Below are 16,431 nucleotides of genomic sequence, written 5' to 3' on the forward strand. Positions count from 1 at the left end.
CGGGCGCCGCATGACGCGCATCGCCGCCCTGGCCGGTCACTTCGGACGCGACGTGCCGCGGGCCCTGCTCAAACTGGAGACCCTGATCGAGTCCGCGCGACGGGACCGCATCGAGCTGCTGGTGCTGCCCGACGCGTGCCTCGGCGGGTACATCTCGGACCTGCGCCGGCCCGACCCGGACGACCTGCCGCCCGCACTGTGGCGGGACGGACCCGAACTCGACGCGCTCGCCCGGATGGCGGGCGAGATGACCGTGTGCGTCGGCTACACCGAACGGGACGGGGATCAGCGGTACAACGCCGCCGCCTGCGTCACCGGCGACGGGATTCTCGGCACCCACCGCAAGGTGCACCAGCCGGCCGGGGAATTCCTCGCCTACGCGCCGGGCGACCGGTTCGAGGCCTTCGACACCCCGGTGGGTCGCATGGGGATGCTGATCGACTACGACAAGACGTTCCCCGAGTCCGCCCGCACGCTGGCGCTGGACGGCGCACGGATCGTCGCCGCGCTGTCGGCGTGGCCCGCGAGCGTCACCGACCGGGCGGCCCGGCTGCCGCAGGACCGGCAGTCCCGGCTGTTCGACCTGTACGACGCGGCCCGCGCCGCCGAGAACCAGGTCGTGCTCGTCTCGTCCAATCAGACCGGGATGCAGGGCGGCATGCGCTTCCTCGGGCAGGCGAAGATCGTCGGCCCGGGTGGCGAGGTGCTCGCCCGCACGGGCACCAAGGGCGGGCTCGCCGTCGTCGACATCGACGTCGAGGTCGAGGTGGAACGGGCCCGCCGGGTGCTGCACCACCTGGCCGAGCGGCGCGTGGACACCTATCGGGGACTGCTCGACGAGAAGGGGGACATCGGGTGAGGATCGCTCTGCTCACGTACTCCACCAAGCCGCGCGGCGGTGTCGTCCACACCCTCAATCTTGCCGAGGCCCTGGCCCGGACGGGCCACGACGTCGCCGTGTGGACGCTCGGGCGCGGCGGCGACGACGGGTTCTTCCGCGCCGTCGACCCGGCCGTGCGGGTGCGCGTCGTCCCGTTCGCCGGGGTGGAGGGGGAAGGGGTCGGGGAGCGCATCGTGCGTTCGATCGCCGCGCTCGGCGCGGCGTTCACCCCCGGAAGGTACGACGTGGTGCACGCGCAGGACTGCATCAGCGCCAACGCCGTCGGAAACCGGTGCATCCGCACGATCCACCACCTCGACCGGTTCACCACGCCGCAGCTCGCCGCCTGTCACGAACGGGCCGTCGTCGAACCGTATGCGCGGATCTGCGTCTCGCGTGCGGTCGCCGAGGAGGTCCGCGCGGGCTGGGGTTTCACGCCCACGGTCATCGCCAACGGCGTCGACGCGCACCGCTTCTCGCGCGCCGAGCACGACAGGGCGGCGCGGGCCCGGTGGCGGGCGCAGCTGGGGGAGTACGTGCTGGCCGTCGGTGGCATCGAGCCCCGCAAGGGCAGCATCGATCTGGTGGAGGCGTTCGCCCTGCTGCGCCGTGAGCGGCCCGGGATGCGGCTGGTGTTCGCCGGCGGCGAGACGTTGTTCGACTACCGGCCGTACCGAGCCGAATTCGACCGTCGCTGCACGGAACTGGACGTGGATCCGACGATCCTGGGGACGGTGGCCGAGGACGCGCTGCCGGCGTTGGTCGCGCAGGCGTCGGTGTTCGCGTTCCTGTCCACGAAGGAGGGCTTCGGGCTCGCCGCGATGGAGGCCCTGGCCGCCGGAGTGCCCGTGGTGGCGCGGGATCTGCCGGTGCTGCGCGAGGTGTTCGGCGACACCGTCCGGTTCGCGTCGACGCACCGGGGGATGGCCGGCGCCCTCACCGAGCCGCCCGTCGCCGCGCGGACACACCGGGGGCGGGCGCTCGCCGCGGCCCACACCTGGGACGACGCGGCGGCCGCGCACCTCGCGTTCTACCGCTCCGTCATGCACCTGCAACCCGCGGAGCACTCCCGGGATGCGGCCCGGGGTCAGTGCCCGGCGGGCCGGTAGCGGCGGACCGGTCGGCCGGTGCCGCCGTATTCGAGACGCAGTTCGAGCAGGCCTGCGTCCAGGTAGTGCTCGAGGTAGCGGCGCACGCTCACCCGCGACAACCCGGCCAGCTCCGCGCACTCGGTGGCGGACAGTTCGCCGCGGGTGCGGACCGTGTCGAGGATCAGCCGGCCGGTTTCGGCGCTCAGTCCCTTCGGCAGCCGTACGGGTTCGGCGGTCTTGCCGCCGGCACCGAACAGGGAGTCGATGAACGTCTGGTCGGCGCTCGTCTGGGTCGCGAGCTCGTGCGCTCGGCGCCGGAAGTGCTCGAGCTTCTCCCGGAGCTGCGCGTACTCGAACGGCTTGACCAGGTAGTCGGTCGCTCCGCCGTGCAGGGCGCGACCGACGGTGTCGATCTCCCGGGCGGCGGTGATCATGATGACGGCGACGGCGTCGCCCTCGGCGCGCAGCCGCTGAAGGACGTCGAGTCCCGACATGTCGGGCAGGTAGACGTCGAGCAGGAGGAGGTCGGGTGCGGTGGTCCGCGCGGCGTCGAGCGCCTCCGCGCCGCTGTGTGCCACCGCGACCGTGGTGAATCCCTTTGTCCGGTCCACGAATCGACGGTGAATCTCCGCGACCATGAAGTCGTCGTCCACGACGACGACCTTGTGCGTCGCCGCCTCGTCCGATCCTGGACGGTCGTGCATGGTCAGCCATCCTTACTGCGCGGGATGTGGACGGTGAACAAGGCGCCGCCGGTGACCGGGGCATCGGAGACGGTAGCCGATCCGCCGTGCTGGGCGCTGACCAGTCGCACCAGCGCCAGTCCGACCCCGCGTCCCCCGGGCGTGTCGGGTTTGGACGTGACGCCCCGGGCGAAGATCTCCTCCCGCAGGGAATCGGGCACGCCGGGACCCGAATCGGCGACCTCGACCGTGATGCCGTCGGAGTCGGTGATGCGGACGGAGATCCGCGCGTCCCGCCCGCCCTGCGACACGTCGACGGCGTTGTCGACGAGATTGCCGAGGACGGTGATGACGTCGGTGGCGAGTTCGGGGTCGAGGGCCCGCAGGCGCGAATCGGGCTCGAGGACCAGGGTCACTCCGGTCTCCGCGGCGAGCGATGTCTTCGCGATGAGCAGGGCGGCCACGGCGGGGTCGGAAATACGCTGCGTCACAGCGTCACTGATTTCCGCTCGGCGCCTGGTGAGAGTTCCGACGAAGTCGGTGACGGCGTCGTAGTCGCCGAGTTGGGTGAGCCCCGAGATGGTGTGGAGCTGATTGGCGAATTCGTGGGTCTGGGCCCGGAGGGTGTCGGTGACACTCTTGTGCGACGACAGCTGGCTCTGCAGCGACGCCAGCTCGGTGCTGTCGCGCATCGTGGTGACGGTGCCGATCCGCTGTCCCCGGCTCGTCGCGGTCCGGCGACTGAGCGCCAGCACCCGGGACGCCGTCGACAGCACGACGTCGCCGCTGTCGTCCCCGCTGAGCAGGTACTGACGGACCGCCGGTTCGAGGTCGACGTCGTCGACGCGGCGGCCGACGGCGTCCGCGGTGAGGTCGAGCAGCTCCTGTGCGCTGTCGTTGAGAACGGTGATGACGCCCTCGGTGTTCACCGCCACCACGCCCTCGCGGATGTTGTGCAGCAGCGCCTCGCGGTGGTCGGCGAGGTTGGCGATCTCGGCGATCTCGAGCCCCCGGGTGTGCGTCTTGATCCGTCGCGACAACAGCCACGAGCCGAGGAGCCCGAGCCCGGCGCCGATGCCGAGATACAGCAGCAACCGGGCTCCGGCGCTGCTGAGGAGGTCCCACAGGGACGGGTAGTCGTCGCTCACCGCCACGATCGCGAGCACGGTCCCGGCCGGTGACAGGATCGGGACGTGTCCCGCGATGGCGCGACGGCCGTCGACGACCACGTCACCGGACCAGGCCCGGCCGGTGGCCACGTCGCTGGCCCCGAGTTCCGCAGCCGCGCCGAGCCGGGTCGGGTCCGACGACACGAGGACCGTGCCGTCGGCGGTCACGATCTCGGCGAGCGTCGCCCCGGACAGGTTCACGGCGCGGTCCACTTCGGGCGCGAGAACCGTGCCGGCGGACGGTGCGGACAGCAGTTCCCGCACCACGGGCGTCGAGGCCACGTTCTCGGCGACCGCGATCATCCGCTGACCCTGCAGGTCGCGGAATCCGACGGTCGACTGGTGCACCGACACCGCGGCGACCGCCAGCAGCACCACCGCCACGACGGCGAGCTGAAGGAGCAGAACCTGCCCGGCGAGGCTGCGGATACGGAGGGGACGTGGTGACCACAATGAACTCAAGTTCCGTTTCGTACTCAAGAGTGACGTGACTCACTGACGGGTTCAGTATTGCCGAAGGTCACATTTTTCGGCGAAAGAAGGAACGATGTCCAGGACAGCCGGCGGAGGCCGCGTACGTGCGGTCCTACTGCTCGTGCTCGCGGGGATTCTCGTTGCCGGATGCGGCGTCACCCGCGGCGAGGACGAGGGTCTGCACCGGGTGCGGATGATGGTTCCCAACAGCCCCGGCGGAGGCTACGACCTCACCGCCCGGACGGCGGTGAAGATCATGGAGGACGACGGCATCACCGGCCGCGTGGAGGTCTTCAACGTCATCGGCGCAGGCGGAACGGTGGCGATGGCCCGGCTCATGAACGAGGCGGGCAACGACGACCTCATGATGATGATGGGCCTCGGGGTGGTCGGCGCCGGCTACACGAACGGCTCGACGGCCCGGGTGTCCGACGCCACGGCCCTGGCCAGGATGGTCGAGGAGCAGGAGGGCATTCTCGTCCCCGCGGACTCGCCGTTGCGCACCGTCGACGACTTCGTCGCCGCGTGGCGCGCCGACCCGTCGGCGATCACGATCGGCGGTGGATCGTCACCCGGAGGTCCCGACCACCTGTTCCCGATGGAGACGGCACGTGCGGTGGGAGTGGATCCGAAGGCAGTGAACTTCGTGTCCTACGACGGCGGCGGTGATCTGCTGACCGCGCTGCTCGGCGAGAAGATCACCGCGGGCACGTCGGGGCTCGGCGAGTACGTCGACCAGATCGAGGCGGGCCAGGTCCGGGTCCTCGCGGTGTCGGGCAACGAGCGCGTTCCCGGCATCGACGCACCGACGCTCCGTGAGGCGGGCATCGATCTGACCTTCACCAACTGGCGCGGAATCCTTGCGCCGCCCGGAATTTCGGACGACGCCAAGGCGGCAATGGTGGAGGCGCTGGCGAAGTTGCACGACACCCCGGCATGGAAGGAGGCTCTGGTGAAGAACGGGTGGAGCGACGCGTTCGCGACCGGACCGGAGTTCGAACGGTTCCTCGAAGAGCAGGACGAGCGGGTTTCATCCACGCTGTCCGAGCTGGGGCTGGCATGAGTACGCGGGCAGCGGCCGATGCGACGCCGGCCCGCCGGATGAAGGATCCGGCCCAGTTCGTCGTCTGCGGTGTGCTCGTGGCGGTGGGAGTCTTCCTGATCGTCGACGCGCTCACTCTGACCGCGGGTTTCGTCAAGGTCGACCCGGTGGGGCCTCGGCTGTTCCCGATGGTCGTCGGCACCGGACTCGTCGTCTGCGCGGTGGCGCTCGCAGCGGCGATCCTGTGGGGATCGACCGGCGAGGAGGACGGCGGAGAGGACGTGGACCTGTCGTCGCCCGGGGACTGGCGCACGGTCGGGCTGCTGGTCGCGTTGTTCGTCGCGACGATCGCCCTCGTCGGCCCGCTGGGGTGGGCGATCACCGGAACCCTGTTGTTCGCCGGCGCCGCGACGGTCCTGGGAAACAGGCGCTACGTGCGCAGTCTCGTGATCGGGGCGGTCCTCGGGTTCGGCAGCTTCTACGCATTCTACGTCGGGCTCGGAATACCGCTGCCCGCAGGCATTCTGGACGGAATTCTGTGACATGGACACATTGACCTGGCTGCTGCAGGGGTTCGAGCAGGCGGCGACCCCGATGAACCTGCTCTACGCGTGTCTCGGTGTCCTGCTGGGGACCGCGGTCGGAGTACTGCCGGGCATCGGGCCCGCGATGACTGTGGCACTGCTGCTGCCCGTCACCTACAACGTGAGCCCGAGCGCCGCGTTCATCATGTTCGCCGGCATCTACTACGGCGGAATGTACGGCGGGTCGACGACCTCGATCCTGCTCAACACCCCGGGGGAGTCGTCCTCCGTGATCACCGCGATCGAGGGCAACCGGATGGCGAGAGCCGGGCGCGCGGCGCAGGCCCTCGCCACCGCCGCCATCGGCTCGTTCGTCGCCGGATCGATCGGCACGATGCTGCTGGTGCTCTTCGCTCCCGCGGTGTCGCGCTTCGCCGTGACTCTCGGTGCGCCGTCGTATCTGGCGATCATGCTGCTCGCGCTGGTCGCCGTCACCGCCGTCCTCGGCAGTTCCAAGCTCCGGGGCTGCATCTCGCTGTTCCTGGGCCTCGCGATCGGACTGGTCGGAATCGACTTCCTCACCGGGCAGCCCCGCGCCACCTTCGGCATTCCGCAGCTGTCCGACGGCATCGACATCGTCGTCGTCGCGGTCGCGGTGTTCGCGGTCGGTGAGGCGCTGTGGGTGGCCGCGCACCTGCGCCGCCGCCCCGCCGAGGTCATCCCGGTCGGCCGTCCGTGGATGGGCCGCAGCGACTGGAAGCGGTCGTGGAAGCCGTGGTTGCGCGGCACCGCATACGGATTCCCGTTCGGCGCGCTGCCGGCGGGTGGTGCCGAGCTGCCGACCTTCCTCTCGTACATCACCGAGAAGAAGCTGTCGAAGCACAAGGACGAGTTCGGCAAGGGCGCCATCGAAGGCGTCGCGGGACCGGAGGCGGCGAACAACGCCTCCGCGGCGGGCACCCTCGTGCCGATGCTGTCGCTGGGTCTGCCGACCAATGCGACCGCCGCGGTGATGCTGACCGCCTTCGTGTCGTACGGAATCCAGCCCGGGCCGACGCTGTTCGAGAAGGAACCGCTGCTGATCTGGACGCTGATCGCGAGCCTGTTCATCGGCAACTTCCTCCTGCTCGTCCTCAACCTTCCCCTCGCCCCGCTGTGGGCCAAGCTGCTCCGCACGCCCCGGCCGTATCTGTACGCCGGCATCCTGTTCTTCGCCGCGCTCGGCGCGTTCGCCGTCAACCTGCAGTGGCTCGACCTCGCCCTGCTGCTGACGTTCGGCCTGCTCGGGCTCATGATGCGCCGGTTCGGTCTTCCGGTCCTGCCGTTGATCATCGGGGTGATCCTCGGGCCGCGCATCGAACGCCAACTTCGCCAGAGCTTGCAGCTCGGTGGCGGCGACTGGGGCAGTCTCGTCACCGAACCCGTCGCCATCGTCGTCTACATCGTCATCGCACTGCTGCTCGTCGCGCCGCTCGCCGCCCGGTTCGTCCACTCGCGACGGCCTGCCGTGATTCCGGCCGGCACCCCCGGTGACGACTCCAGCGAGACCCGAGAGAAGGCCCACGCATGATCGTCGTCGGATTCACCCCGGACCGGTACGGCGGAGCCGCCGTCGACCACGGCATCGCCGAGGCCCGGTTGCGCGGCACCTCACTGCTCGTGATCAACACCTCCAGGGGCGATGCCCTCGCCGACCGGTCGTTCGCCGCCCGGGCACAGCTCGAGGCGCTGGAGGAGAAGTTGTCCGGAAGCGGCGTCGAGCACGAGATCAGGCAGACGGTCGGCGACGAGACCGTCGACGTGATCCTGGACGCCATGGAGCCCGACGAGGCGCAACTGCTGGTGATCGGGGTCCGCGACCGCACACCCGTCGGCAAGTTGCTTCTCGGCAGTACCGCCCAGCGGCTGCTGCTGTCCTGCCGCAAACCGGTGCTGGCGGTCAAGCCCGAGGAGGGGTGAGGCTCCCCGCCGCTTCGGGGTAGCTCACCCGCCGAGCCCGGTGACCCGCATCGTGAGGTTGAGCCGGCCCCGCGTCATCCCCGACGCGGGGTCGGCCGTGCCGGGAAAGACTTTGGGCACACCGTGATACGCGAACCGCGACGGACCGCCGAACACGAACAGGTCGCCGGATTCGAGCCGGACGTCGCGGTGGGGCCGGCCGCGGCTCTCGGTGTTGCCGAACCGGAAGGTGCACGCGTCGCCGATGCTGAGCGACACGATGGGGGCGTCGCTGCGTTCGTCCTTGTCCTGATGCATGCCCATGCGGGCGTCGCCGTCGTAGAAGTTGATCAGCGCGGTGTCGGGGGTGTAATCGTTGCCGGCGTGCGGGTCGTCGTACGCGGCGACGAGGGCACGCCGCCCGAGGTCGCCCAGCCGGTCCGGGAAAGGGGCGACGGGAGCGTCGTTCACGTCCACCGCGGTGCGGGTGTAACGGTACGGCGACCAGTGCCACCCGAGGCAGACGGTCTGCACCGACATCCGGCCCCCGCCAGGCAGGGCGGTGTGACGGATCGGCACGGGCCCGCGCGCCCAGTCCCGGCAGGCGGCGACGAGGCGGCGCTGCTCGTCGACGTCGAGCCAGCCGGGCACGTGCACGGCGCCCGGGGCGATCTCGACGCGGGCGCGCGGCACGGGGAACAGGGCGTCGCTCACGGGTGCCGCCTCGTCTGCCATTCCCGGTAGCGCCCCGGAAGGCACACCGCGCACGGGCGGTATCCGGCTGCGACGGCATCGGATTCGTCGGCGAAGAAGACCCGGTCCCGGACGTACCCGCCGCGGGCGATCGCCCGCAGCGCCGCGCGGCAGTCGAGGCGACCGTAGATCCGGCCGCGCCGGTGCCCTCCGACGGACCCGGGGGTCGGGCTGCGGTAGGGACGGGCGTCCGCGCCGAGCAGCGTGTAGCCGGTCATCGGGCGTCGTGCAGGACGAGGCCGAGGGTGTGGCGGACGCCGGCGCGGACGGTGCTGACCCCGTGCCGGACGGGGGAGCGGGTCCAGCCGCGCGCGGAGGGGGTGGGCCGGTCGCGGGTGGTGAAGATCAGCCCGTGACCCTGCTGCAGCACGGTGACGGTGCCGCGGGACTGCGCGCGGGCGCGTTGCTCGACGAGGAGGAACTCGCCGCCGAGGTGGTCGTGGCCGGGCCGGTCGAGGCCGATCACCACCTGCAGCGGGAACACCAGGTCGCCGTAGAGGTCGCGGTGCAGGGCGTTCCAGTCGCCGGTCGTGTAGCGCAGCAGGATGGGCGTCGGCCTGGCCTGTCCGGCGGCGTGGCAGGCGTCGAGCCAGTCGCCGAAGTCGTCGGGCCAGGGCGCCGGGTCGCCGAGCCGCTGCGCCCAGTCCCGTGCGACGGGCAGCAGCCGGTGGTAGAACACCGCGCGCAACCGGGTGATGCCCTCGGGTACGGGAGCGCCGAAGTACCGGTAGGTGCCCTTGCCGAAGCGGTGCCGCTCCATGTCGATCGTGCTGCGGAAGCGGCGGTCGTCGTCCCACATCGCGGCGACGCGCGCGCACTCGTCCGCGGTGAGCAGCGGCCCGGTCTGCGCGCACCCCGTCGCGTCGAGTTCGGCGACGAGCGCCGGCCAGTCCTGAGCATCGACCCGCGCGGTGAGCGAGTCGGTCCGGTTCCCTGTGGTCATGGTTCCTCCTCCGCCCGGGCTGTCCCACCCGGCCCACCGGGTAGACGTCCGTCGGGCGGGGAACGTGAGATCCGAGCGAGAGGTTGTCGCGCCGAGGGGACGGTTGTCGGGCACGCCACTCGCACGTTGCCACAACAACCTCCCCCTCGTCGCGGGAGTCACCCGTCGGCGAGCTTGGTGAGGAGGCGGGCCAGTTCGGTGCGCTCGGGGCCGTCGAGGTGGGCGAAGAACTCGGTGGCCTCGGCGTCGCGGGCAGCGTCGAGTTCGGCGGCGATGCGACGGCCCTCGTCGGTGAGGTGGACGCACACGGCGCGACGGTCGGCGGGGTCGGCGACGCGACGGGTCAGGCCCCGGGCCTCGAGCCGGTCGATCACCTCGGTGGCCGATCGCGGCGCGATGCGCAGCGCCTTGGCGACGTCGCCGAGGCGCAGCGGCTGAGTGGAGTGGCCGACGACGTGCAGCGCGCGGTGCTCGTGCGGGGACAGTTCCCACGGGACGAGGGTGGCGTGCCAGCGGCGTCGCAGCGTGCGGGTGGCCGTCATCAGCAGGTCGCGCAGCGCCGGGTCGGTGGGGGCGTCGGACATGATGCGGATCATACCTCACTTGACGGCTGCCTCTTAGTGAGGCAACCTCAACAAGTACGTTTCGTGCCTCACGAAGGAGGTGATGGGCATGATGCAGCCTCCGCCCGGCGGCGGGCCGGGACCGATGCGGCACGCCAAGCCCGACCCGCGCGACCGCGCCCAGCTCGAGGAATCCCCCGTGAGCGTGCGCCGCATCGGCGCGCTCTTCGCGCCCTACCGCTGGCAGGTCGCGCTCGTCGTCGTGCTCATCGTGGTGTCGTCGGTGATCACGCTCGCCAACCCGTTCCTCGTCCGCACCCTCATCGACCACGCGATTCCCGACCAGGACGTGCCGTTGCTGCTCGGCGCCGTCGGCGCGATGCTCGCCGTCACCGTCGTCGCCTCGATCCTCGGGGTGGTGCAGACGTGGATCTCCACCACGGTGGGCCAGCACGTCATGCACGACCTGCGCACCCGCGTGTTCGACCACCTGCAACGGCAGTCCCTCGGCTTCTTCACCCGCACCCGCGGCGGGGAGATCCAGTCACGCCTGACCAACGACATCGGCGGCATGCAGAACGTCGTCACCTCCACCGCCACCTCGATCGCCGCCAACGTCACCACCGTCGTCGGCACGGCCGTCGCGATGGCGGTGCTCAGCTGGCGGCTGTCGCTGCTGTCCCTGCTGGTGCTGCCGCCGGCGATCTGGCTCACCCGCAAGGTCGCCCTGATGCGCCGCGAGATCACCGCCGTGCGCCAGCGTCGCCTCGCCGACATGCAGACCCAGATCGAGGAGAGTCTCTCGCTCAGCGGCGTCCTGCTCGGTAAGACCCTCGGCACCGGCCCGGCCATGTCGACACGCTTCGCCCGCACCTCCACCGAACTGGCCGACCTCGAGGTCCGTTCCCAGCTGTCCGGTCGCTGGCGCATGGCCACGATGAACATCGTCTTCGCCGCCATCCCCGCCCTGCTCTACCTCGTCGCCGGCCTGCCTGCGACGTCGGGCGGGATGACCATCGGCACCCTCGTCGCCTTCACCGGCCTGCAGGCCACCCTGTTCCGGCCGCTGATGAGCCTGCTCGACGTGGGCGTGTCGGTCACCGGTTCGCTGGCGCTGTTCAGCCGCATCTTCGAATACCTCGACCTGACCGTCGAGATCGGCGAACCCGCGAACCCGGTGCGGCTCGACCTCGACCGGATCGCCGGCGTCGTGCGGTTCGACAATGCCCGCTTCCGCTACGACGGCGCCGACCGGGACGCGCTGGCCGGCATCACCCTCGACGTGCCCGCCGGCTCACACGTCGCTCTCGTCGGCGAAACAGGTTCGGGAAAGACGACTCTCGGGTCGCTCGTCGCGCGGCTGTACGACCCCACCTCGGGGCGGGTGACGATCGACGGCGTCGACGTGCGCGACCTGCCGCTCGCCGACATCGCGAGCCTGGTCGGGGTCGTCTCCCAGGAGACGTACCTGCTGCACGCCACGGTCCGGGAGAACCTGCGCCACGCCAAGCCCGACGCGACGGACGCCGAGATCGAGCAGGCCGCCCGCGCCGCGCACATCCACGAGCTCCTGTCCTCGTTGCCGGACGGCTACGACACCGTCGTCGGGGCGCGCGGACACCGCTTCTCCGGCGGCGAGAAGCAGCGCCTCGCCATCGCCCGCACCCTGCTGCGTGACCCGCGCATCCTGGTGCTCGACGAGGCGACGAGCGCGCTCGACAACGAGACCGAACGCGCGGTGCAGCAGGCCCTGGACGCGGCCCGCCGCGGCCGCACGACCCTCACCGTCGCGCACCGCCTCTCGACGATCCGCGACGCCGACACGATCGTCGTCCTCGACCGCGGCCGCATCGTGGAGCAGGGCAGTCACGACGAACTGCTCGCCCGCGGCGGCAGATACGCCGCGCTCGCGGCCCGCACGGAACCGCAGGAAGTCGGCGTGTAAGCGGCGCCCCCCGCGGATCAGCCGGACACCGAGAGGACGCCGGTGCGCAGGCGCCGCACCGCGTCCGCCGCCGGCACCACGGCGGCGCACCGCGCCGCGAGGTAGTGCAGCGCCTCGGTGTGCTCGCGCCGGGAGAAGTCCGCGACGCCGTCCGCGACGACGAAGACCTGCACGTCCTGCATGAATCCGTCCAGCGCGGTGCTCAGGCACCCGATGTGGGCGTAGACGCCGGTGACGACGAGCTGGTCCCGGCCCCACGCGCGCATCCGCTCCCGCAGGTCGGTGCGGATGAACGCGCTGTAGCGCCACTTGGTGAGCTGCACGTCGCCCTCGCGCGGCGCGAGGTCGGCGACGACGGACGTCAGGGCCGGATCGTCGGCCAGGCCGGGACCCCAGAAATCGGTGAGCAGCGCCCGCTCGGCCGGATCCTGGTCGCCGGGCTGGGCGGTGTAGACGACGGGAATGCCCGCCTCGTACGCCGACCGCCGGATCGCGTCGATGTTCGGGACCACCGTCGCCAGCGGATCCGTTGCGCGGTCGAAGACCCGCACGAAGTACTCCTGCATGTCGTGCACGAGCAGTACCGCCCGCCGCGGGTCGATGGTCCAGTCGACGGTGTTGGCGGGCAGGTCGGTCGGCAGGGGATAGGACACGGACTTCGGCAGGGCCATCGCAGGATTCGCTTTCTGTGGTCGAGCGGAGTCGGGATCAGTGCTGCAGGGTGGCGGCGAGCGCGCGACGCAGTCCGGCGCGGCTGGTCTTGCCGACACCGGTGCGGGGGAAGGTGTCGACGAAGACCACCTTGTCGGGGATCTTGTACGCGGCCAGTCCCCGCTCGCGCAGGAAGGTCCTCAGCGCCGGGGCCTTCGGGGCCTCGCCGTCGGCGACGACGAACACACACGTGCGCTCCCCGAGGTAGGCGTCGGGCACGGCCACCACAGCGGCGTCCAGGACCCCGGGGTGGGCGAGCAGGTGGTTCTCCACCTCCTCGGCGGCGATCTTCTCGCCGCCCCGGTTGATCTGGTCCTTCGCGCGGCCCTCGACGACGACGTAGCCGTCCTCGGTCAGCCGCACGAGATCTCCGGTGCGGTAGAACCCGTCGGGGGTGAACGCCGACGCGTTGTGCCCGGGCGCGTCGTAGTAGCCGCGGATCGTGTAGGGACCGCGGGTGAGCAGGTGGCCCGTCGCGCCCGGGGCGACGGGACGGTCGGCGTCGTCGACCACCCGGATCTCGTCGTGCGGGCTGATGGGCCGGCCCTGGGTGCCGACGATGGTGGCCTCGGGGTCGTCGAGCCGGGTGTAGTTGACCAGGCCCTCGGCCATCCCGAACACCTGCTGCAGGGTGCAGCCGAGTTCGGGCGTCACGCGCGCGGCCGCCTCGGCGCCGAACTTCGCGCCCCCCACCTGCAGGACCTGCAGCGACGACAGGTCCCGGTCGATACGGGGCCGCGCCGACAGCCACGCCAGTGCGAGCGGGGGCACGAGCGACGCCATGGTGACCCGCTCGCGCTCGATCAGCGCGAAGGCGGTGTCGGGGCTCGGGTCCGGCGCCAGCACGATCGTGCCGCCCGCGTGCAGGACCCCGAGGATCCCCGGTGAGCTCATCGGGAAGTTGTGCGCCGCCGGCAGTACCACCAGCATCCGGGTGCCGGCGTCGACGCCGCAGATCCGGGCCGACTCGCGCACCGAGTACAGGTAGTCGGTGTGGGTGCGCGGGATCAGCTTCGGGGTTCCGGTGGTGCCGCCCGAGAGCTGCAGGAAGGCGACGGATTCCGCTTCGACATCGGCGAATTCGCCCGGCTCGTGCTCGCGCAGCGCGTCGAGCGGGGTGAACTCCTGGGCGTCGCCGGCGACGACCACGACCGGCGGACGGTCGAGGTCCGCGCACACCTGCCGGGCCAGGCCGCGGTAGTCGAATCCGCCGTGCTCGCCGGCGATCATGTACGCGGCGGCGTCGGTGAACCGGCAGAAGTACCCGATCTCGGCGCTGCGGTGCGCGGGCAGCGCGAACACCGGCAGCGCACCGAGCCGGAACACCGCGAAGACCACCTCGGTGTACTCGACGATGTTGGGCAGCTGCACCAGCACCCGGTCGCCCGGCCGGACGCCCGCGGCCGCGAGCCCGGTGGCGATCCGGTCCGCGGCGCCGGTGAGTTCGCGGTAGGTGAGGCGGCGTTCGGTGCCGCGGGCGTCACGGCCGACCACGGCGACGCGCTCGCCGTGGTGGTCGGCCCGCACGGACAGGAACCGGACGAACGTCTCGTCCGTCCAGTAGCCCGCGGCGCGGTAGAGTTCCGCGAACTCCTGGGGGTAGCCGGCGGTGGCAGCCAGGGGAGTCCGGGTGGCGGCGATCGTCACGGAGTTCCTTTCGATCCGGTTCAGGCGCGCAGCGTGGCGCCGCCGTCGACGTACAGGGTCTGCATGGTGATGTGGCGGGCACGGTCGGAGAGCAGGAACTCGACGGCGTCGGCGATGTCGGCAGGGTCGGCGATGCGGCCCAATGGAATTCCCACCTTGAACGAGGCGGCGTCGCCGTCGATCGCGGTGCGGGCGCCCGCGTCGTCGGCCGGATCCGGCCACAGGGACCGTTGCATCGCCGTGTCCGTGGAGCCCGGGGCGACGACGTTGGCGCGGACCCCGAACCGGGCCAGCTCGAGGCCGAGCACACGAACGATCATGTGGGCGGCGGACTTCGACGCGCCGTATGCACCCATCCCGGCGCGGGGCACACCCGCCGAATTGGAGCCGACCGTGACGATCGCCCCGCGGCGACGCTCGCGCATCCCGCGACCGACGACGCGCAGCACGTTGATCAGGCCGGTGACGTTGACGTCGAACATCCGCTGCCACTCGGCGGGATCGGAGTCGAGCACCGACCCGGTGGTGAAGACGCCCGCGACGTGGGCCAGTGCGTCGACCGGCCCGTGCTCGGCCTCCACTCGTGCGACCGCCTCGGCGACGCCGGCCGCGTCGCACACGTCGAGACCGTGCACGGGGGCGGCCACGTCGAGCAGCGCGGCGGTCTCGGCGAGGCCGTCGACATCCCGGTCGGCGAGGACGACGCGGTGCCCGGCCTTCGCGAGGGTCAGGGCGGTGGCGCGGCCGATGCCCTGGGCGGCGCCGACGACGAGGGTGACGGACCGGCTCACCGCCGCACCCCCAGCGCCTCGAGCACCGTGCCGAACTTCGTTGTGGTCTCCGCGAGTTCGTCGAGCGGATCCGACCCGGCGACGATGCCGCCGCCCGCGTGGGTCGTGAGCGTGGTGCCGTCGGCGTCGAGGACGGCGCCGCGGATCGTCACCATCCATTCGCCGTCGCCGTCCCGGTCGGCCCAGCCGACGGCGCCGGCGTAGAAGCCGCGGTCACCCTCCAGTTCCTGGATCAGCGCCCGGGCGGGGGCGGTCGGCGTGCCGCAGATCGCGGGGGTCGGATGCACGGCGAGGGCGAGGTCGAGGGCGGTGACCGACCGGTCCCGCAACCGGCCCGAGATCGGGGTGCCCAGGTGCCAGAGCTGCCGGGTGCTCGTCAGGGTCGGCGAACCGGGGATGTCGAGGTCGGTGCACAGCGGTTCGAGGCTCGCGCGCAGGGCGTCGACGACGTGGGCGTGCTCGGCGAGGTTCTTCTCCGACGCGGCGAGGCGCCGGCCGGTGCGCCGGTCGACCTCGGGGTCCGGGTGCCGGGGCGCCGAACCGGCGAGCGGATGACACGTGACGAGGTCGCCGCGGCGCCGGACGAGCACCTCGGGACTGGCCCCGACGAGGTGCCGGCCGGTCCACGGTCCCCCGGCGGCGGTGAGGTCGACGACGAATCCGTTGCCGGAGGGGTCGTTTCCGGCCAGGCGGGCGAGCAGCGACGCCGGGTCGACGGGTGCGTCCGCCCGCAGGAGCAGCGCGCGGGCCAGCACCACCTTCGCCAGGTCGTCGGCCGGGTCGCGCAGTTGCCGCAGCGCCGTGGCCACCCGGTCGAGATGTTCGTCCTCGGTGGGCAGCGTCGCGGCGATCCGCACCGGCGGCAGCGCGACGGTGACGTCCCCGACGGGGTCCGGCTGGTGCCGCAGCGCGACGGGCGCGGTGAGGGCGGCGTGGTGGTCTGGTGCGAACGGCAGCGCGCCGACGACGGCGGCCACCGAGCCGGCGCGCAGCGCTGCCGCGGCCTCGCCGGCCGAGTCGAACCGGGCGTCGACGCCCTCCGCCACGACGGTGCCGTGCGGACGCGACAGCACGAACGGGGCGGCGGACCCGATCTGCCGCGGGGCGGCGGTGCCGATCTGCCGCGGGGCGGCGGTGCCGATCTGCCGCGGGGCGGCGGTGCCGGGCGCGGCGACGGCCGGTGCTTGCATGTGCGCAGACCTCTCGTAGTGGTGACAGGGACGGTCGCGGTGCCGTGCACCCGACCCAGCAGAACATATACGGTTAGCCTAACCTTT

Annotated in this window: 17 protein-coding genes; 7 read left to right on the forward strand and 10 right to left on the reverse strand. The window is 71.7% G+C overall.

The features are described from left to right. Positions 1-10: 10 nt before the first annotated feature. Both ISO16_RS22055 and ISO16_RS22060 read left to right on the forward strand, forming a co-directional pair. Complete coding sequence (locus ISO16_RS22055) at positions 11-859, forward strand: carbon-nitrogen hydrolase family protein (RefSeq protein ID WP_072634361.1); 849 nt, start codon at positions 11-13, stop codon at positions 857-859. Next, positions 856-1,989 (forward strand): MSMEG_0565 family glycosyltransferase, encoded by a 1,134-nt coding sequence (locus ISO16_RS22060; RefSeq protein WP_072634362.1) that lies wholly within the window; start codon positions 856-858, stop codon positions 1,987-1,989. Before ISO16_RS22055 ends, ISO16_RS22060 begins: the two co-directional genes overlap by 4 nt. Here the strand turns inward: ISO16_RS22060 and ISO16_RS22065 are convergent. Then, positions 1,968-2,675 carry a response regulator gene (locus ISO16_RS22065; RefSeq protein WP_072634363.1) on the reverse strand — a complete coding sequence of 236 codons (708 nt, stop codon included), beginning with the start codon at positions 2,673-2,675 and terminating at the stop codon, positions 1,968-1,970. The two genes, ISO16_RS22060 and ISO16_RS22065, sit on opposite strands and share 22 nt — an antisense overlap. A gap of 2 nt (positions 2,676-2,677) precedes the next feature. Then, positions 2,678-4,303 (reverse strand): sensor histidine kinase, encoded by a 1,626-nt coding sequence (locus ISO16_RS22070; protein ID WP_083662395.1) that lies wholly within the window; start codon positions 4,301-4,303, stop codon positions 2,678-2,680. A 67-nt stretch (positions 4,304-4,370) separates the two neighbouring features. On the opposite strand from ISO16_RS22070, the gene ISO16_RS22075 reads away from it, so the two are divergent. Genes ISO16_RS22075 through ISO16_RS22090 form a run of 4 tightly spaced genes read left to right on the forward strand, consistent with a single transcriptional unit; the run spans position 4,371 to position 7,822 of the window. Further along, positions 4,371-5,360: a Bug family tripartite tricarboxylate transporter substrate binding protein gene (locus ISO16_RS22075; RefSeq protein WP_072634365.1), complete on the forward strand. Its 990-nt coding sequence runs from the start codon at positions 4,371-4,373 to the stop codon at positions 5,358-5,360. Then, on the forward strand, positions 5,357-5,881 hold the full coding sequence (locus ISO16_RS22080) for a tripartite tricarboxylate transporter TctB family protein (RefSeq protein WP_072634366.1): 525 nt from the start codon (positions 5,357-5,359) through the stop codon (positions 5,879-5,881). Before ISO16_RS22075 ends, ISO16_RS22080 begins: the two co-directional genes overlap by 4 nt. A gap of 1 nt (position 5,882) precedes the next feature. After that, complete coding sequence (locus ISO16_RS22085; RefSeq protein WP_006931890.1) at positions 5,883-7,433, forward strand: tripartite tricarboxylate transporter permease; 1,551 nt, start codon at positions 5,883-5,885, stop codon at positions 7,431-7,433. Then, positions 7,430-7,822 (forward strand): universal stress protein, encoded by a 393-nt coding sequence (locus ISO16_RS22090; RefSeq protein WP_029541295.1) that lies wholly within the window; start codon positions 7,430-7,432, stop codon positions 7,820-7,822. The genes ISO16_RS22085 and ISO16_RS22090 overlap by 4 nt, the downstream gene beginning before the upstream one ends. A gap of 24 nt (positions 7,823-7,846) precedes the next feature. On the opposite strand, the gene ISO16_RS22095 is transcribed toward ISO16_RS22090, so the two are convergent. The 4 genes from ISO16_RS22095 to ISO16_RS22110 all read right to left on the reverse strand — a co-directional run bounded on the left by ISO16_RS22095 (position 7,847) and on the right by ISO16_RS22110 (position 10,093). Next, positions 7,847-8,536 carry an alpha-ketoglutarate-dependent dioxygenase AlkB family protein gene (locus ISO16_RS22095; protein WP_072634367.1) on the reverse strand — a complete coding sequence of 230 codons (690 nt, stop codon included), beginning with the start codon at positions 8,534-8,536 and terminating at the stop codon, positions 7,847-7,849. Then, entirely contained in the window at positions 8,512-8,772 is a 261-nt protein-coding gene (locus tag ISO16_RS22100) for an Ada metal-binding domain-containing protein (RefSeq protein WP_072634368.1), read from the reverse strand. The genes ISO16_RS22095 and ISO16_RS22100 overlap by 25 nt, the downstream gene beginning before the upstream one ends. Beyond that, positions 8,769-9,497, reverse strand: a complete 729-nt coding sequence (locus tag ISO16_RS22105; RefSeq protein WP_072634369.1) for a 2OG-Fe(II) oxygenase — start codon at positions 9,495-9,497, stop codon at positions 8,769-8,771. The genes ISO16_RS22100 and ISO16_RS22105 overlap by 4 nt, the downstream gene beginning before the upstream one ends. Positions 9,498-9,655: 158 nt before the next feature. Further along, a complete protein-coding gene (locus ISO16_RS22110; RefSeq protein WP_072634370.1) occupies positions 9,656-10,093 on the reverse strand; it encodes a MarR family winged helix-turn-helix transcriptional regulator in 438 nt (145 codons plus the stop codon). A gap of 76 nt (positions 10,094-10,169) precedes the next feature. Here ISO16_RS22110 and ISO16_RS22115 point away from each other — a divergent pair, with 76 nt between their 5' ends. Continuing rightward, complete coding sequence (locus tag ISO16_RS22115) at positions 10,170-12,005, forward strand: ABC transporter ATP-binding protein (protein ID WP_170914023.1); 1,836 nt, start codon at positions 10,170-10,172, stop codon at positions 12,003-12,005. Between the two features lie 17 nt (positions 12,006-12,022). Here the strand turns inward: ISO16_RS22115 and ISO16_RS22120 are convergent, their stop codons facing one another. The 4 genes from ISO16_RS22120 to ISO16_RS22135 are packed head-to-tail and all read right to left on the reverse strand — an operon-like array spanning position 12,023 to position 16,344. Continuing rightward, positions 12,023-12,676: an isochorismatase family protein gene (locus ISO16_RS22120; protein ID WP_072634372.1), complete on the reverse strand. Its 654-nt coding sequence runs from the start codon at positions 12,674-12,676 to the stop codon at positions 12,023-12,025. Positions 12,677-12,713: 37 nt separating this feature from the next. Next, the gene (locus ISO16_RS22125; protein ID WP_072634373.1) at positions 12,714-14,363 is read right to left on the reverse strand and encodes a (2,3-dihydroxybenzoyl)adenylate synthase; all 1,650 of its coding nucleotides are present in this window, start codon (positions 14,361-14,363) and stop codon (positions 12,714-12,716) included. Between the two features lie 20 nt (positions 14,364-14,383). After that, positions 14,384-15,154, reverse strand: a complete 771-nt coding sequence (locus tag ISO16_RS22130; RefSeq protein ID WP_029541311.1) for a 2,3-dihydro-2,3-dihydroxybenzoate dehydrogenase — start codon at positions 15,152-15,154, stop codon at positions 14,384-14,386. Beyond that, the gene (locus ISO16_RS22135; protein ID WP_230304413.1) at positions 15,151-16,344 is read right to left on the reverse strand and encodes an isochorismate synthase; all 1,194 of its coding nucleotides are present in this window, start codon (positions 16,342-16,344) and stop codon (positions 15,151-15,153) included. The genes ISO16_RS22130 and ISO16_RS22135 overlap by 4 nt, the downstream gene beginning before the upstream one ends. Positions 16,345-16,431: the final 87 nt, after the last annotated feature.

This window comes from Rhodococcus sp. M8, from assembly GCF_015654185.1.
In the GTDB taxonomy this organism is placed as follows: Bacteria; Actinomycetota; Actinomycetes; order Mycobacteriales; family Mycobacteriaceae; genus Rhodococcus; species Rhodococcus aetherivorans.

Excerpts from the sequence above, each read along its gene's own strand:
- ISO16_RS22055 (WP_072634361.1), top strand. The coding sequence starts at position 11 with ATGACGCGCATCGCCGCCCTGGCCGGTCACTTCGGACGCGACGTGCCG.
- ISO16_RS22065 (WP_072634363.1), bottom strand. The coding sequence starts at position 2,675 with ATGCACGACCGTCCAGGATCGGACGAGGCGGCGACGCACAAGGTCGTC.
- ISO16_RS22075 (WP_072634365.1), top strand. The coding sequence starts at position 4,371 with ATGTCCAGGACAGCCGGCGGAGGCCGCGTACGTGCGGTCCTACTGCTC.
- ISO16_RS22080 (WP_072634366.1), top strand. The coding sequence starts at position 5,357 with ATGAGTACGCGGGCAGCGGCCGATGCGACGCCGGCCCGCCGGATGAAG.
- ISO16_RS22085 (WP_006931890.1), top strand. The coding sequence starts at position 5,883 with ATGGACACATTGACCTGGCTGCTGCAGGGGTTCGAGCAGGCGGCGACC.
- ISO16_RS22090 (WP_029541295.1), top strand. The coding sequence starts at position 7,430 with ATGATCGTCGTCGGATTCACCCCGGACCGGTACGGCGGAGCCGCCGTC.
- ISO16_RS22095 (WP_072634367.1), bottom strand. The coding sequence starts at position 8,536 with ATGGCAGACGAGGCGGCACCCGTGAGCGACGCCCTGTTCCCCGTGCCG.
- ISO16_RS22100 (WP_072634368.1), bottom strand. The coding sequence starts at position 8,772 with ATGACCGGCTACACGCTGCTCGGCGCGGACGCCCGTCCCTACCGCAGC.
- ISO16_RS22105 (WP_072634369.1), bottom strand. The coding sequence starts at position 9,497 with ATGACCACAGGGAACCGGACCGACTCGCTCACCGCGCGGGTCGATGCT.
- ISO16_RS22110 (WP_072634370.1), bottom strand. The coding sequence starts at position 10,093 with ATGATCCGCATCATGTCCGACGCCCCCACCGACCCGGCGCTGCGCGAC.
- ISO16_RS22115 (WP_170914023.1), top strand. The coding sequence starts at position 10,170 with ATGATGCAGCCTCCGCCCGGCGGCGGGCCGGGACCGATGCGGCACGCC.
- ISO16_RS22120 (WP_072634372.1), bottom strand. The coding sequence starts at position 12,676 with ATGGCCCTGCCGAAGTCCGTGTCCTATCCCCTGCCGACCGACCTGCCC.
- ISO16_RS22135 (WP_230304413.1), bottom strand. The coding sequence starts at position 16,344 with ATGCAAGCACCGGCCGTCGCCGCGCCCGGCACCGCCGCCCCGCGGCAG.